This is a genomic window from Salmonella sp. 741265073_HBA (assembly GCF_046569105.1).
Lineage (GTDB): Bacteria > Pseudomonadota > Gammaproteobacteria > Enterobacterales > Enterobacteriaceae > Salmonella > Salmonella enterica.
This window is the reverse complement of sequence record NZ_JBKFRY010000001.1, coordinates 126,428-142,460: the sequence shown is the minus strand read 5'-3', so window position 1 is coordinate 142,460 and position 16,033 is coordinate 126,428. Positions and strand designations below refer to the sequence as shown.

13 protein-coding genes are annotated in these 16,033 nt (G+C 53.8%); 7 read left to right on the top strand and 6 right to left on the bottom strand.

Translation table 11 applies throughout. The annotated features are described in order from the left end of the window. Nucleotides 1-118: 118 nt before the first annotated feature. The 3 genes from clpA to ACLD3P_RS00675 all read right to left on the bottom strand — a co-directional run bounded on the left by clpA (nt 119) and on the right by ACLD3P_RS00675 (nt 2,919). Entirely contained in the window at nt 119-2,395 is a 2,277-nt protein-coding gene (clpA, locus tag ACLD3P_RS00685) for an ATP-dependent Clp protease ATP-binding subunit ClpA (protein ID WP_000934064.1), read from the bottom strand. A 30-nt stretch (nt 2,396-2,425) separates the two neighbouring features. Next, on the bottom strand, nt 2,426-2,746 hold the full coding sequence (gene clpS / locus ACLD3P_RS00680) for an ATP-dependent Clp protease adapter ClpS (RefSeq protein WP_000520789.1): 321 nt from the start codon (nt 2,744-2,746) through the stop codon (nt 2,426-2,428). A gap of 95 nt (nt 2,747-2,841) precedes the next feature. After that, the gene (locus ACLD3P_RS00675; protein WP_212742690.1) at nt 2,842-2,919 is read right to left on the bottom strand and encodes a hypothetical protein; all 78 of its coding nucleotides are present in this window, start codon (nt 2,917-2,919) and stop codon (nt 2,842-2,844) included. Between the two features lie 150 nt (nt 2,920-3,069). On the opposite strand from ACLD3P_RS00675, the gene cspD reads away from it, so the two are divergent. Beyond that, nucleotides 3,070-3,291 carry a cold shock-like protein CspD gene (cspD, locus tag ACLD3P_RS00670; RefSeq protein WP_000447499.1) on the top strand — a complete coding sequence of 74 codons (222 nt, stop codon included), beginning with the start codon at nt 3,070-3,072 and terminating at the stop codon, nt 3,289-3,291. Nucleotides 3,292-3,420: 129 nt separating this feature from the next. Here the strand turns inward: cspD and macB are convergent, their stop codons facing one another. After that, on the bottom strand, nt 3,421-5,367 hold the full coding sequence (gene macB, locus ACLD3P_RS00665; protein ID WP_000125894.1) for a macrolide ABC transporter ATP-binding protein/permease MacB: 1,947 nt from the start codon (nt 5,365-5,367) through the stop codon (nt 3,421-3,423). Then, a complete protein-coding gene (gene macA / locus ACLD3P_RS00660; RefSeq protein WP_131046183.1) occupies nt 5,364-6,482 on the bottom strand; it encodes a macrolide transporter subunit MacA in 1,119 nt (372 codons plus the stop codon). Before macA ends, macB begins: the two co-directional genes overlap by 4 nt. Before the next feature lie 145 nt (nt 6,483-6,627). On the opposite strand from macA, the gene ACLD3P_RS00655 reads away from it, so the two are divergent. Then, nucleotides 6,628-7,578: a VirK/YbjX family protein gene (locus tag ACLD3P_RS00655; RefSeq protein ID WP_131046184.1), complete on the top strand. Its 951-nt coding sequence runs from the start codon at nt 6,628-6,630 to the stop codon at nt 7,576-7,578. Here the strand turns inward: ACLD3P_RS00655 and ACLD3P_RS00650 are convergent. After that, a complete protein-coding gene (locus ACLD3P_RS00650; protein ID WP_000599770.1) occupies nt 7,575-9,233 on the bottom strand; it encodes an ATP-dependent endonuclease in 1,659 nt (552 codons plus the stop codon). The genes ACLD3P_RS00655 and ACLD3P_RS00650 overlap by 4 nt on opposite strands. A gap of 200 nt (nt 9,234-9,433) precedes the next feature. On the opposite strand from ACLD3P_RS00650, the gene ACLD3P_RS00645 reads away from it, so the two are divergent. The 5 genes from ACLD3P_RS00645 (at nt 9,434) to ltaE (ending at nt 16,024) form a co-directional block, all read left to right on the top strand. Further along, nucleotides 9,434-10,333, top strand: coding sequence for a lysine exporter LysO family protein (locus ACLD3P_RS00645; RefSeq protein WP_076935422.1), 900 nt, complete (start codon nt 9,434-9,436; stop codon nt 10,331-10,333). A gap of 143 nt (nt 10,334-10,476) precedes the next feature. Next, complete coding sequence (hcp, locus tag ACLD3P_RS00640) at nt 10,477-12,129, top strand: hydroxylamine reductase (protein WP_000458785.1); 1,653 nt, start codon at nt 10,477-10,479, stop codon at nt 12,127-12,129. 11 nt (nt 12,130-12,140) lie between these two features. Next, the gene (hcr, locus tag ACLD3P_RS00635) at nt 12,141-13,109 is read left to right on the top strand and encodes an NADH oxidoreductase (RefSeq protein WP_131046185.1); all 969 of its coding nucleotides are present in this window, start codon (nt 12,141-12,143) and stop codon (nt 13,107-13,109) included. Nucleotides 13,110-13,265: 156 nt separating this feature from the next. Beyond that, nucleotides 13,266-14,984: a ubiquinone-dependent pyruvate dehydrogenase gene (poxB, locus tag ACLD3P_RS00630; RefSeq protein WP_000815324.1), complete on the top strand. Its 1,719-nt coding sequence runs from the start codon at nt 13,266-13,268 to the stop codon at nt 14,982-14,984. Between the two features lie 38 nt (nt 14,985-15,022). Continuing rightward, nucleotides 15,023-16,024, top strand: coding sequence for a low-specificity L-threonine aldolase (gene ltaE, locus ACLD3P_RS00625; protein WP_000566346.1), 1,002 nt, complete (start codon nt 15,023-15,025; stop codon nt 16,022-16,024). Nucleotides 16,025-16,033 lie beyond the last annotated feature (9 nt).

The window sequence follows — 16,033 nt, the reverse complement described above, 5'->3', positions numbered from 1 at the left end:
GACGCAATTTACAAGCGCCTTATCCGCCTACCGCGAGCACAACGCCATCAGGCTAACTATTAGCCGGCATAAAAAAACCGGGCGCTAAGGCCCGGTTTGTACGGCAGTGAAACGAAGATTAATGCGCGGCTTCCGGCTTGTGCTTTTGCGCACTCTGGAAGCCATACGTCAACGCATTTTTCTCTTTATCCAGCGCGACGGTGACCTGTCCGCCATCAACCAGCGATCCAAACAGCAACTCATTGGCCAGCGGTTTTTTCAGGTTATCCTGAATTACACGCGCCATCGGTCGTGCGCCCATCGCCCGGTCATAGCCCTTTTCCGCCAGCCAGTCGCGCGCTTCCTGACTGACTTCCAGGGAGACGCCTTTCTGATCCAACTGAGCTTGCAACTCGACGATAAACTTATCGACAACCTGATGAATCACCTCGCCAGACAGATGATCGAACCAAATAATGTTGTCGAGACGGTTACGGAACTCCGGCGTAAACACTTTCTTGATCTCGCCCATCGCATCGGTACTGTTGTCCTGATGAATAAGACCAATAGATTTACGTTCGGTTTCTCGCACGCCGGCGTTGGTGGTCATCACCAGCACCACGTTGCGGAAATCCGCCTTACGGCCGTTGTTATCGGTCAGCGTACCGTTATCCATCACCTGCAGCAGCAGGTTAAAGACATCCGGGTGCGCTTTTTCGATCTCATCCAGCAACAGCACCGCATGAGGATGCTTAATCACCGCATCCGTCAGCAGCCCACCCTGGTCGAAACCGACGTATCCCGGAGGCGCGCCGATCAAACGGCTCACCGTATGACGCTCCATATATTCGGACATATCGAAGCGCAACAGCTCAATACCCAACGCTTTTGAAAGCTGTACCGTAACTTCAGTTTTCCCTACGCCAGTTGGCCCGGCGAACAAGAATGAGCCGACAGGTTTATGTTCATGGCCCAGACCCGCACGACTCATCTTAATAGCTTCGGTCAGCGCCTCAATCGCGTTATCCTGGCCGAAGACCAGCATTTTCAGACGATCGCCCAGGTTCTTCAGCGTATCGCGATCGCTCTGCGAGACGCTCTTTTCAGGAATTCGCGCAATTCGCGCCACTACGGACTCAATATCCGCCACGTTGACCGTTTTCTTACGTTTGCTCACCGGCATCAGACGCGCCCGAGCGCCCGCTTCGTCAATCACGTCAATGGCTTTATCCGGCAGATGGCGGTCATTGATATATTTTACCGCCAGCTCGACCGCCGCACGCACCGCTTTCGCGGTATAACGCACGTCGTGGTGCGCTTCGTACTTAGGTTTCAAGCCGTTGATAATTTGCACCGTCTCTTCCACCGAAGGCTCGGTAATATCAATTTTCTGGAAACGGCGTGCTAATGCGCGGTCTTTCTCAAAAATATTGCTGAATTCCTGATAGGTCGTTGAGCCGATCACCCGAATCTTGCCGCTGGAAAGCAGCGGTTTAATCAGATTTGCCGCATCCACCTGTCCGCCCGACGCCGCGCCAGCGCCGATAATGGTATGGATTTCATCGATAAACAGGATGCTGTTTGTATCCTGCTCAAGCTGTTTCAGCAACGCCTTAAACCGTTTTTCAAAATCGCCGCGGTATTTGGTGCCCGCCAGCAGCGAACCGATATCCAGCGAGTAAATGGTGCAATCGGCCATCACTTCCGGCACATCGCCCTGCACGATACGCCAGGCCAGCCCTTCGGCAATCGCCGTTTTGCCGACGCCGGATTCCCCCACCAGCAGCGGGTTATTTTTACGGCGACGACACAAGACCTGGATCGCGCGTTCCAGTTCTTTTTCACGACCAATCAGCGGATCGATGCCGCCCACGCGAGCAAGTTGGTTAAGATTCGTCGTGAAGTTTTCCATACGTTCCTCCCCGCCAGCTTGTTCGTCGCCAGTTGGCTGATTGCCGAGATCGGAAGATTGGCTCGGTTCGTCTTTTCGCGTCCCGTGAGAAATAAAGTTCACGATATCCAGACGGCTCACTTCATGCTTGCGCAGCAGATAAGCCGCTTGTGATTCCTGTTCGCTAAAGATAGCCACCAGCACATTCGCGCCAGTCACTTCACTACGCCCGGAAGACTGAACATGGAAGACGGCACGTTGCAGGACACGCTGGAAACTTAACGTCGGCTGCGTATCACGCTCTTCTTCACTGGCAGGCAGTACGGGTGTGGTTTGTTCAATGAAGGCTTCGAGTTCCTGACGGAGCGCCACCAGATCCACGGAGCATGCTTCCAGCGCTTCGCGAGCCGATGGGTTGCTGAGCAGCGCCAGCAACAGATGCTCGACGGTCATAAACTCATGACGGTGCTCGCGCGCTCTGGCGAAAGCCATGTTTAAACTGAGTTCCAGTTCTTGATTGAGCATAGGCACCTCCCCCAATTTTTATACCTGCATTCAGGCTTTTTCCAGCGTACACAGCAACGGATGCTCGTTCTCCCTTGCATACTTGTTCACCATCGCCACTTTGGTTTCCGCCACCTCGGCGGTGAACACGCCGCAGATGGCTTTGCCTTGATAGTGAACTGCAAGCATCAATTGCGTTGCACGTTCTACATCATAAGAAAAGAATTTTTGTAACACGTCAATAACAAACTCCATCGGAGTGTAGTCATCATTGACTAATATCACTTTATACATAGATGGCGGTTTTAGCGCGTCGCGCACGCTATCTTCCACCAGCTGGTCAAAATCCAGCCAATCGTTCGTCTTACCCATCGTCAGTCGTCATTATCGGTTACGGTTGTCGGCAGGAAAATCTGCCGCTGACCAAAGTCTATGCACATAATCAATCTACCTCAATTGATAGATAACTAACATCTATCAGTACCATCCGCGACATCTGTCACATTCCCGGCAATAGCGTTAACTGCTTCAAATTTTTGATTCATTTTTACCCGATCCCCCCTGCCTGATGCTTGACGCCTCGCCTGATTTCTCTAAATTGTAATGTCGAGAGTTGGTGAGGTTTTGAACAGCCCCCACTCCGTCACCGGTTCATTCCATCTTACTTATATAAGATTTACGAAGGATGTCGAAGCATGGAAACGGGTACTGTAAAGTGGTTCAACAATGCCAAAGGGTTTGGTTTCATCTGCCCTGAAGGCGGCGGCGAGGATATTTTCGCCCATTATTCCACCATTCAAATGGATGGTTACAGAACGCTTAAAGCCGGACAGTCTGTCCGGTTTGATGTACACCAGGGGCCAAAAGGCAATCACGCCAGCGTCATCGTGCCCATCGAAGCAGAGGCCGTTGCATAGCTCCTCTGTCTCATTGTGTACATCCAGGAGGCAAAATGCCAGCCCGATCGGCTGGCATTTTTATTTAACGCCAGTTCCTGATAGCGACACTGTTACATCTTATCAGGCCGACAAATGACGTCAGCAAGATTACTCCCTTGCCAGCGCATCCACCGGGTCCAGTCGCGCCGCGTTTCTCGCCGGTAGCCAACCAAACAGTATCCCAGTAAACGTCGAACATAAAAACGCGCTCGCCAGCGCAGTCAGTGAAAAACCGATCTCCCAGCCGGGCAGGAAAAGCTGTAGCATAAATGCGATGAACATCGACAAGCTAATCCCCAGCGCTCCTCCAACCAGACAAACCAGCACCGCTTCAATAAGAAACTGCTGTAGCACATCGCTGGCGCGCGCGCCTACCGCCATACGGATGCCGATTTCACGCGTTCGCTCGGTGACGGAAACCAGCATAATATTCATAACGCCGATGCCGCCGACAACCAGCGAAATGACGGCCACCAGCGTCAGAAATAACTGAAGAGTATAGGTGGTTTTTTCAGCCGTTTTCAGGACGCTGTCCATATTCCAGGTGAAGAAGTCTTTTTTACCGTGGCGTAAGGTGAGCAGGCGGGTAAGCTGCTGTTCAGCCTGATCGCTATCAACGCCATCTTTCACACGAACGGTGATCGAGTTAAGCCATGACTGACCCATTATGCGATCTGACATCGTGCTATAGGGCAACCAAACTTGCAACAGATTGCTATTGCCGTACATGGACGGTTTCTCTTCCGCCACGCCAATAACAATAACCGGCATATTACCCACCAGCACCACTTCCCCTACGACATTCGCTTTATTTGGAAATAGCTGGCGTCGCGTGTTGGCATCCAGCACCACCACCTGCGCGCGATCCTGTTGCTGTACAGCATTGAAGGTGTTCCCCTCCCTAAAAGACATGCCGTAAACGTTAAAATAATCGCCACTGACGCCATTAGCATTTACGGCAATATCAATATTGCCATAGCGAAGACGTAAGCTCTTTGAAACGCTGGGCGTCGCAGAGTTAACCCACGGCTGTTTCTGAATAGCGACCAGATCGTCATATTTCAGCGCCTGTCGATACTGCGGGTTGTCGTCGCCGAAATCTTTGCCTGGATGAATATCAATCGTGTTAGTGCCCATAGCGCGGATATCCGCCAGTACCATCTGTTTTGCGGCGTCGCCGACCACCACAATCGACACCACCGACGCAATACCGATAATAATTCCCAGCATGGTCAGTAAAGTACGCATTTTGTTAGCGGCCATCGCTAACCACGCCATCGACAGCGCTTCGCGAAAGCTGCTGGCAAATTGCCGCCAGCCGGGAGCCGTATTAACTACGGCAGCGTCAACGCCCTGTTCGCGTTTCTTTTCCTGCGCGGGCGGATTATGGACAATCTTGCCATCGTGAATTTCAATAATCCGCTCCGCCTGGGCGGCAATCAGCGGATCGTGCGTCACAATGATCACCGTATGTCCGCGATCGCGCAGTTGGCGCAAAATCGCCATCACCTCTTCGCCGGAATGGCTATCCAGCGCGCCGGTCGGCTCATCCGCCAGAATCACCTGTCCGCCGTTCATCAGCGCGCGGGCAATACTGACACGCTGCTGCTGTCCGCCAGAAAGCTGTGAAGGTGGGTAATCGACGCGATCGCTTAATCCCAGCCGCAAAAGCAACTCTCTGGCGCGCGCCTGGCGTTTTTTGCGTTCAATGCCGGCGTAGACGGCGGGGATTTCAACATTTTGCGCTGCCGTTAAATGCGACAACAGATGGTAGCGCTGAAAGATAAAGCCAAAATGCTCACGCCGCAGCTGCGCCAGCGCGTCCGGGTCCAGCGTCGAGACGTCCCGCCCCGCCACCCGATAAGTGCCGCTGGTCGGTTTATCCAGGCACCCGAGGATATTCATCAGCGTTGATTTTCCAGAACCGGAAACGCCGACGATCGCCACCATCTCCCCGGCGTGGATTTGCAGGGAGATATCTTTTAACACCGCCACCTGCTCTTCTCCGGAGGGGTAGCTGCGACTCACATTGCGCAGTTCAAGCAATGCCGTCATGGCGTCGCTCCTGGCCTGCTCTCGCCGATGATCACCTCATCGCCCGCTTCCAGACCTTTAACCACTTCCACGTCTGTATCGTTACGCTCGCCAATGATCACTTCGCGCTCACGTTTTTCGCCGTTACGCAACAGCGCCACTTTATAACGATTGCCGCCCACCGGTTCGCCAAGCGCGGCGAGAGGAATAATCAACACATTTTTGACATCCATGAGTTGAATATAAACCTGTGCGGTCATATCAAGACGCAAGATTCTTTTGGGATTCGGCACTTCAAACCGGGCGTAATAAAAAATAGCATCGTTGATCTTTTCCGGCGTCGGCAGAATATCTTTTAAAACGCCTTCATAGCGCGTTTGCGGATCGCCTGCAATGGTGAACCATGCTTTCTGCCCCGCCCGAAGATGGATCACGTCCGCTTCCGAGACCTGCGCTTTTACCAGCATAGTGCTCATATCCGCCAGCGTCAGAATATTGGGCGCCTGCTGAGCTGCAATCACCGTTTGTCCTTGCAGGGTAGTGATTTGCGTCACTTCCCCCGCCATGGGGGCAACAATACGGGTATATTCCAGGTTGGTTTTCGCGGTGTCCAACGAGGCCCGATTACGTTTGATCTGGGCATCTATGGTGCCAATACGCGCCTGTTTAACCGCCACCTCCGTCGCCGCGGTATCCAGATCCTGTTGCGATACCGCCTGAGTCTTAGCTAACTGCTGCTGGCGCGCCAGCGTAACCCGCGCCAGCTTTAACTCAGCGGCTGCCTGCTGACGCTCCGCGTTCAGCTCCATCAGGGTGGCCTCGACCTCTTTTATCTGGTTCTCCGCCTGATCTGGGTCAATCACGCCGAGTAGCTGATCTTTTTTAACGTTATCTCCAATGGAGACCAGCAGCGTTTTCAACTGGCCGCTCACCTGCGCGCCGACATCCACTTTACGCAACGCGTCCAGTTTTCCAGTCGCCAGTACACTCTGTTCAAGATCGCCTGGCCGCACGATTAATGTCTGATAAGTTGGCAGCGGCGCATTTATCATTCGCCAGCTAACCATCCCCCCCACTAAAAGAATTAAAATAATGACCAGATAACGCTTTTTAAATTTCTTTCCCTTAGCACGCATAGAAACCCTGACGGCAAAATTTTAACCAGAAAGTAAACCGTATCTAAACAAAGCTGACGCAATAAAGATAGCGCCGGCTGTATTGACGATTGGTTAATGTTTCCTGTGGTTCAATCTCGACAATCTTATGTCGCGGATTACGATCATGACACAGCTTACAGATAATACCTGGTACACTTCAGATTACATCTCTCCTTTACAATTATTTATTCGTCTGACGCGCGGGCAATTACAGCCAGGAAAATTCTGGCGTAAAGCCAGCTTTCGTCGCAAGTTTTTAATCCGCTCATTAGTCATGCCGCGTGCGACCAGCCAATTACTGACTAATCTCACCCAATGGCCGGAGTTAAATACGTTACTTGCTCGTCAGCCGCGTTTGCCTATTCGGCTACATCGTCCTTATATGGCTGTAAATATTAAACGCGATTTCGCCTTAGACGCTCTGTGTTTTCATTATCAACAGATGCGCCAACTTTTATCGCGGGAACAACAGGTTAGCTATTTAAGTCAGTATGGCCTGAATCTTGCTAAATTTGAAACTAAAACCGGCGAGTTGTTTCAACTTGATTTAGTCAGTCTGGTCTCACTGGATAAAGAAGGTGAAAGCACTATTGTTGTTCGCGACGCACAGTTACGTATTCTGGCAGAGATCACATTTACCCTGTGTCGCTTTAACCAACAACGCACACTATTTATCGGCGGATTACAGGGCGCGGCAAACGACGTTCCTCACGAAATTATCCAGCAGGCGACCAAAGCCTGCCATGGTCTTTTTCCCAAACGCATCGTGATGGAGGCTCTCTGTCAGTTTGCGCAAGTCTTTCAGGCAGAAAAGATTATAGCCGTGAGTAACGATGCGCACGTTTATCGTAGCTGGCGATACATGGATAAAAAGACGCAAATGCATGCCGACTATGACGCGTTTTGGGAATCGTTAGGCGGTGAAAGAATTAAAGGGAATTACTATACGCTGCCGCTGGCGATCGCCCGAAAAAGCGAAGCGGAGATCGCCAGTAAAAAACGGGCCGAGTATCGCCGCCGCTATTCTTTACTCGATAGCGTCGTCGAACAGGTTCCGGCCACATTCAAACGCTAATCCGCCCGGCCCCGCGCCAGCCAAACCACGCGCGAGAACATCTTTCTGAACAGCGGCGGCACGGCGTCAATTCCCCGCCGCCCGGCTTCCATCGCGACTTCAATCGCCAAATCCGGCTTTGACGAGCGGTGGATAGCTTTAGTGATAATTTTCCGGGTATTCATCGGTACATTAGGCGGAAGCTGCGCAACCCGGTGAAAAACATCGGCAAAGCCCTGACGATACATAAAATGTTCCATATCCAGCGCAGGCAGCGCCGTGAGATGTTCGCGTTCTTCTTCCCGATCGTTATTAAGCAGGCTGCGGACCGTCGCGGCATATTTTTTCCCCGCTTCGTCGCCATCCACCAGGACATGCCACTCGATTCCCATACGGCGGGCGAACTTCACCAGCGGTTTCAGACCGGACTGAGCAAACTCAATGACTTTAATGCCCTCTGCATCAAAATGATGTCCACACTGACGCGCCAGCTCATTAATAACCCAGGTTTCCGTCTCGCCTTCCACCAGTAGCCAGCAACGCGCAAACAGCGACGACGCGCGATTAAAGCGGATATGAAAGGCGATGCGCCGTCCATCTTCCGCGCTTAACCCGCCCGGGCCCAAACGCCAGGCGGCGACGCGGGAAGATTCGCGCACCAACCGTACGACATGCTCCACCGGCGTTAGCGAGAGCAATTCGCCTGAGTTAGTCGTCGCTATCCGCTGTAGCGGTAACAGATTGAGCAATTGCCAGGCGACTGAAAGCATAATGGGATGCAAACGGGTTTCCGGATCTTCCACCAGCAGTAATGGTCGCGCGTCTTTATGTAACCGCAGCGTCCCTTTCGCCTGTAACAGCGTGGAGAAAAGCCCCAGCAGGATCACCCGATGCGACCGGCTGCCCGGTTTGTCGATCATCCGATTAATAATATCCAGATAGCGCCAGCTACGTTGCTCATTTTGCGAACGCCGGCGCATGAGTCGGTGACGCGCCTGTCCTGCGCCCTGCTCCGAAAAATAGTGCTCAAGCAGTTGCACCATCGCGGACAGTCCCTGGCGAATCTGCCCGTCGGTTAAATTTTGCGGCCGGGTCGCCAACTCACGCGCCAGAAAATCCAGCTGTCTGGCCGTGACTTCAACATCCGGCACATTAGGCACTGTACCGTTGCGAATACGTCGCATAAAGCGCGCATCGCGCAAACGTAGCACTGGCATCAGACGAACCAGGTGGCGCACCTGATCGTTAATATTTTCCACCGGCAATGGCTGCCCATCGCTATTGAGAAAACTGCGCAGCGTCATCACGCTGCCATCGGCGCCGCATTCGCCCTCTAGCCGATAAAAAATACGGTGAAAATCATCCTCGCAAGGCGACCAGCATGCTTCCAGCGCTCGATAACGACGTACCCGATGCCGCCCTGGCTGCGTTTCGCGAAAAGTCAGAATAATATGCAGGTGATGCTCGCGTCCTTTTATGTCGCCAGGCGGAAACCAGAAATCCTCACGGACAAAATGGTAGAGATCGAGCTCCGGCGACAATAACAGAGTCAGCGCATCCAGCAGGCTGGATTTGCCCCAGGCGTTTTCCCCAATCAGCACGTTGTTTTGTTCCAGCATCAACGACAGTCGGTTGATACCGCGAAATCCCACTATTTCAACGCGTTCGAGAATCATGCTTCCTCCAGAAAAGCGTCACCACTCCATTAAACTCACCGCAGTATAACGGCAAATGCTTCCACCTGGCGTGATATTCCCCCCTTTGCCTGAGGCAACTGTCTGATAAATGTACGGCTGACGGTGTCGCTTTACTGATAGTCTGGAATTCGGTAGTGTCATGTACACTATTCAAACAATAAAAAAGGGCCCGGCTGTTCATGTTTTCAGGACTTTTAATCATTCTGGTTCCACTGATTGTGGGCTATCTCATTCCACTGCGACATAAAGCCGCATTACAACTTATTAACCGGCTACTGAGCTGGATCGTGTATCTTATTCTCTTTTTTATGGGAATAAGCCTGGCGTTTTTGGATAACCTCGCCAGTAATCTGGTGGCGATTTTTCATTATTCCGCCGTCAGTATTACGATTATTTTATTGTGTAATATCGCTGCCTTATTGTGGCTGGAACGTATCATCCCGTGGCGTCACCATCATCAGCAGGAAAAACTGCCTTCGCGTATTGCCATGGCGCTGGAGTCGCTACAACTGTGCGGCGTAGTGGTATTGGGGTTTGTTATCGGCCTGAGCGGACTCTCTGTTTTACAGCACGCCACCGAAGCCAGTGAATATACGCTGATCTTTTTATTGTTCCTGGTGGGGATTCAGCTACGAAATAGCGGCATGACCTTAAAGCAAATTGTGCTTAACCGCCGGGGAATGATGGTCGCGGTCGTTGTCGTGGCAAGCTCATTACTGGGCGGCGTGATTAATGCGTTTATCCTGGACTTACCGCTAAAAACCGCCCTGGCGATGGCGTCAGGTTTCGGCTGGTACTCTCTTTCCGGTATTTTGTTGACGGAGTCGTTTGGACCGGTTATCGGCAGCGCGGCATTTTTTAACGATCTGGCCCGCGAACTTTTGGCCATTATGCTTATTCCCGGTCTGATTCGCCGCAGCCGTTCAACGGCGTTGGGCCTGTGCGGAGCGACCTCAATGGACTTTACGTTGCCGGTATTACAGCGCTCCGGCGGCGTAGAGATTGTTCCGGCGGCTATCGTACATGGCTTTATCCTCAGCCTGCTGGTCCCCCTCTTAATGGCGTTCTTCTCGGCCTGATACCTCTTTGGCGGTAGGCATCTGCCGCCAAAATTGCGCTAAATCAATCTCCTTGCACATTATGGCAGAAATCCCTTTTATCCCTTTGTTCACAGGCATAATCTTAAACATGTATATTAAATATAACTTTAAAAGGTGTGACCATGTTTTGTGTGCAATGTGAACAAACCATCCGTACACCAGCCGGAAACGGCTGCTCCTACGCGCAGGGAATGTGCGGTAAAACAGCTGAAACGTCCGATCTGCAGGATCTGCTGATTGCGGCTTTGCAAGGTTTGTCTGCCTGGGCGGTGAAGGCCCGTGAATATGGCATCATTAATCACGACGTTGATAACTTTGCGCCGCGCGCGTTTTTCTCCACGCTGACCAACGTTAACTTCGACTCTCCGCGTATCGTCGGCTACGCCCGTGAAGCGATTGCCTTGCGTGAAGCGTTGAAAGCGCAGTGCCTGAGCGTGGATGCCAATGCGCATTGCGACAATCCGATGGCCGATCTGCAACTGGTTAGCGACGATCTGGGCGAACTGCAACGTCAGGCGGCGGAATTTACCCCGAATAAAGACAAAGCCGCCATTGGCGAGAACATCCTCGGCCTGCGTCTGCTGTGCCTGTACGGTCTGAAAGGCGCGGCGGCGTATATGGAGCACGCGCACGTTCTCGGTCAATACGACAACGACATTTACGCCCAGTACCACAAAATCATGGCCTGGCTCGGCACCTGGCCTGCTGACATGAACGCGCTGCTGGAGTGCGCAATGGAAATCGGCCAGATGAACTTCAAAGTGATGAGCATTCTGGATGCCGGTGAAACCACCAAATACGGTCACCCAACGCCGACTCAGGTCAACGTCAAAGCGACTGAAGGCAAGTGCATTCTGATCTCCGGTCACGATCTGAAAGATCTCTACAACCTGCTGGAGCAGACCGAAGGCACCGGCGTTAACGTCTACACTCACGGTGAAATGCTGCCCGCACACGGCTATCCGGAACTGCGTAAATTCAAACATCTGGTCGGTAACTACGGCAGCGGCTGGCAGAATCAGCAGGTCGAATTCGCCCGCTTCCCTGGCCCAATCGTGATGACCTCTAACTGCATTATCGACCCGACCGTGGGCAGCTATGACGACCGTATCTGGACCCGTAGCATCGTCGGCTGGCCGGGTGTTAGCCATCTTGAAGGCGATGACTTCGGGCCGGTCATTGCCCAGGCGCAGCAGATGGCGGGCTTCCCGTACAGCGAAATTCCGCATCTTATCACCGTCGGTTTTGGCCGTCAGACCCTGCTCGGCGCTGCCGATACGCTCATCGATCTGGTCAGCCGTGAAAAACTGCGCCACATCTTCCTGGTCGGCGGCTGTGACGGCGCGCGCGGCGAGCGTAACTACTTTACCGATTTCGCCACCAGCGTACCGGATGACTGCCTGATCCTGACTCTGGCGTGCGGTAAATACCGTTTCAACAAACTGGAGTTCGGCGACATCGAAGGGCTGCCGCGTCTGGTCGATGCCGGTCAGTGTAACGATGCTTACTCCGCGATTATCCTGGCGGTGACGCTGGCGGAAAAACTGGGCTGCGGCGTCAACGATCTGCCGCTATCGCTGGTACTCTCCTGGTTTGAGCAGAAAGCGATCGTGATTCTGCTGACGCTGCTGTCATTAGGCGTGAAAAATATTGTCACCGGGCCGACCGCGCCGGGCTTCTTCACGCCGGATCTACTGGCTATCCTCAACGAGAAGTTCGGTCTGCGTTCCGTGACCACCGTTGAAGAAGACATGAAGCAATTGCTGAGCGCGTAAGGAGGTCACTGATGACGATGCCAACCTCACAATGTCCCTGGCGAATGCAGGTGCATCACATCCGTCAGGAGACACCGGATGTATGGACAATTGCGCTATTATGCCATGACTACTACCCTTACCGCGCCGGGCAGTATGCGCTGGTGAGCGTGCGTAATTCAGCGGAAACGCTACGCGCCTACACCCTTTCGTCTACGCCGGGCGTCAGTGAATATATCACGCTGACCGTTCGTCGGATTGAAGATGGCACGGGTTCACAGTGGTTGACCCATGACATCAAGCGCGGCGATTACATCTGGCTGTCTGATGCAATGGGCGATTTTACCTGTGACGATAAAACAGAAGATAAGTTTCTGCTGCTCGCCGCCGGTTGTGGCGTAACGCCAATCATGTCGATGCGTCGCTGGCTGGCGAAATACCGCCCGCAGGCCGATGTGCAGGTCATCTTTAACGTCCGTTCGCCGGATGATGTGATTTTTGCCGACGAGTGGCAACAGTATCCGGTCACGCTAGTGGCGGAAAATCATGCCACGGAAGGTTTTGTCGTGGGCCGTCTGACCACGGAATTGTTACAGCGCGTACCGGATTTGGCATCGCGCACCATCATGACCTGCGGCCCGGCGCCCTATATGGATTTCGTCGAACAGGGCGTGAAAGCGCTTGGCGTAACGCGCTTCTTTAAAGAGAAGTTCTTCACGCCGGTGGCGGAAACGGCAACCAGCGGCCTGAAATTCACCAAACTACAGCCAGCGCAGGAATTTTATGCCCCGATCGGTACAACGCTGCTGGAGGCGCTGGAGAGTAATAAAGTACCGGTTGCCGCTGCCTGTCGGGCAGGTGTTTGCGGCTGCTGTAAAACCAAAGTCGTTTCCGGCGACTATACGGTGAGCAGCACCATGACGCTGAGCGAGGCGGAGATTGCCGAAGGTTACGTACTGGCCTGCTCCTGCCATCCGCAGGGCGATCTTGTTCTCGCATAATCGGTAAACGTTCCATAGTAGGCCCGGTAAGCGTTAGCGCCACCGGGCGATTTGCCGCTCGCTTCATCCTTTCGCCCTCTCTTCGCCAAAGAAAAACGTCATCGTCATCTTCAACTAAACTTGTAACCGTTATCACATTTAAGGAGATGGAGAACCATGAAACAAACCGTTGCTGCTTTCATCGCCAAAACGCTGGAACAGGCTGGCGTAAAACGAATCTGGGGCGTCACTGGCGACTCCCTGAACGGCCTGAGCGATAGTCTTAATCGTATGGGAACCATTGAATGGATGCCAACCCGCCACGAAGAGGTCGCCGCTTTCGCCGCCGGCGCACAAGCGCAGCTTACCGGCGAGCTGGCAGTGTGCGCCGGTTCATGCGGACCGGGCAACCTGCACCTGATCAATGGCCTGTTTGATTGCCACCGTAACCACGTCCCTGTTCTGGCGATCGCCGCCCATATTCCGTCCAGTGAAATCGGCAGCGGTTATTTCCAGGAGACCCACCCGCAGGAGTTGTTCCGTGAATGCAGCCACTATTGCGAGTTGGTTTCCAGCCCGGAGCAGATCCCACAGGTACTCGCCATCGCCATGCGCAAAGCGGTGCTAAACCGCGGCGTCTCCGTGGTCGTACTTCCGGGTGACGTGGCGCTGAAACCTGCGCCTGAAAACGCCGTCACTCATTGGTACCATGCCCCGCACCCCGTCGTCACACCGGCGGAGGAAGAGCTGAAAAAACTGGCGCAACTGCTGCGCTACTCCAGCAATATCGCATTGATGTGCGGTAGCGGCTGCGCGGGCGCGCATGAGGAGTTGGTCGCGTTGGCGGCAAAGCTAAAAGCGCCAATCGTTCATGCCCTGCGCGGCAAAGAGCACGTTGAGTACGATAACCCTTATGATGTGGGAATGACCGGCCTGATTGGCTTCTCTTCTGGCTTCCACACCATGATGAACGCCGATACGCTGATCCTGCTCGGCACCCAGTTCCCCTACCGCGCCTTTTATCCGAGCGATGCCAAAATCATTCAGATTGACATCAACCCGGGCAGTATTGGCGCGCACAGCAAAGTCGACATGGCGCTGGTGGGCGATATTAAAGCCACGCTTCGCGCCCTGCTACCGCTGGTGGAAGAAAAAAGCAATCGTAAATTCCTCGATAAAGCTCTGGAGCACTATCGGGACGCCCGTAAGGGACTTGATGACTTAGCCAAACTCAGCGACAAAGCCATCCATCCACAATATCTGGCGCAACAAATTAGCCATTTCGCCGCTGACGACGCTATTTTTACCTGCGATGTCGGCACGCCGACCGTCTGGGCGGCCCGCTATCTAAAAATGAACGGCAAGCGCCGCCTGCTGGGCTCGTTTAACCACGGGTCAATGGCCAACGCCATGCCGCAGGCGCTCGGCGCTCAGGCCACCGCGCCGGGTCGGCAGGTTATCGCGATGTGCGGTGATGGCGGCTTCAGTATGCTGATGGGCGATTTTCTCTCGGTGGTACAGATGAAGCTGCCGATAAAAATCGTCGTCTTTAATAACAGCGTGCTGGGCTTTGTGGCGATGGAAATGAAAGCCGGCGGCTACCTTACCGACGGTACCGAACTGCACGACACCAATTTCGCGCGTATCGCCGAAGCCTGCGGTATTACCGGTATTCGCGTGGAAAAAGCCGCAGACGTGGACGGAGCGCTACAGCGCGCGTTTTCCATTGACGGCCCGGTACTGGTTGACGTGGTCGTGGCAAAAGAAGAGCTGGCGATCCCGCCGCAGATCAAACTGGAACAAGCGAAAGGCTTTAGCCTGTACATGCTGCGCGCCATTATTAGCGGCCGCGGCGATGAAGTGATCGAACTAGCGAAAACGAACTGGCTAAGGTAAAACAGTGCACATCACCTTTTAAAATCCAGGGATGTGCCATGATTGATTTACGCAGTGATACCGTTACCCGACCGGGCCGCGCCATGCTCGAGGCGATGATGACAGCTCCGGTCGGGGACGACGTATACGGCGATGACCCTACTGTTAACGCCCTTCAGCGCTACGCCGCCGACCTTTCCGGTAAAGAAGCGGCGCTTTTTTTACCCACCGGCACCCAGGCCAATCTGGTCGCGCTGCTTAGCCATTGTGAACGCGGCGAAGAGTATATCGTTGGCCAGGGCGCGCATAATTATCTCTATGAAGCTGGCGGCGCTGCGGTGCTCGGCAGCATTCAGCCGCAGCCCATCGACGCCGCCGCGGACGGTACGCTGCCGCTGGAGAACGTGGCGGCGAAGATTAAAGCGGATGACATCCACTTCGCGCGCACGCGCCTGCTCAGTCTGGAAAATACGCATAACGGGAAAGTGCTGCCGCGCGCGTATCTGAAAGACGCCTGGACATTTACCCGCGAACGTGGACTGGCGCTGCACGTTGACGGCGCCCGAATTTTTAACGCGGTGGTTGCCTACGGCTGTGAGTTAAAAGAGATTACGCAGTATTGCGACTCTTTTACCATCTGCCTGTCAAAAGGTCTCGGAACGCCGGTCGGTTCGCTGCTGGTCGGCAACCGCGATTACATTAAACGCGCGACGCGCTGGCGTAAAATGGTCGGCGGCGGAATGCGTCAGGCCGGGATTCTGGCAGCGGCCGGACTGTATGCGCTGAAGCATAACGTGGCGCGTCTGCAAGAGGATCATGATAATGCCGCCTGGCTGGCGCAGCAGCTTCGCGAAGCGGGCGCGGAGGTCATGCGCCACGAAACGAATATGCTGTTTGTTCGCGTTGGCGAAGCACAGGCCGCCGCGCTTGGCGACTATTTGCGGGAACGGAATATCCTGATTAACGCCGCGCCGATTGTGCGTCTGGTGACGCATCTGGATGTTTCTCGCGAACAGCTTGCCGACGTCGTCGCCCACTGGCGCGCCTTTTTAGCCCGCTAAGGAGAGCAA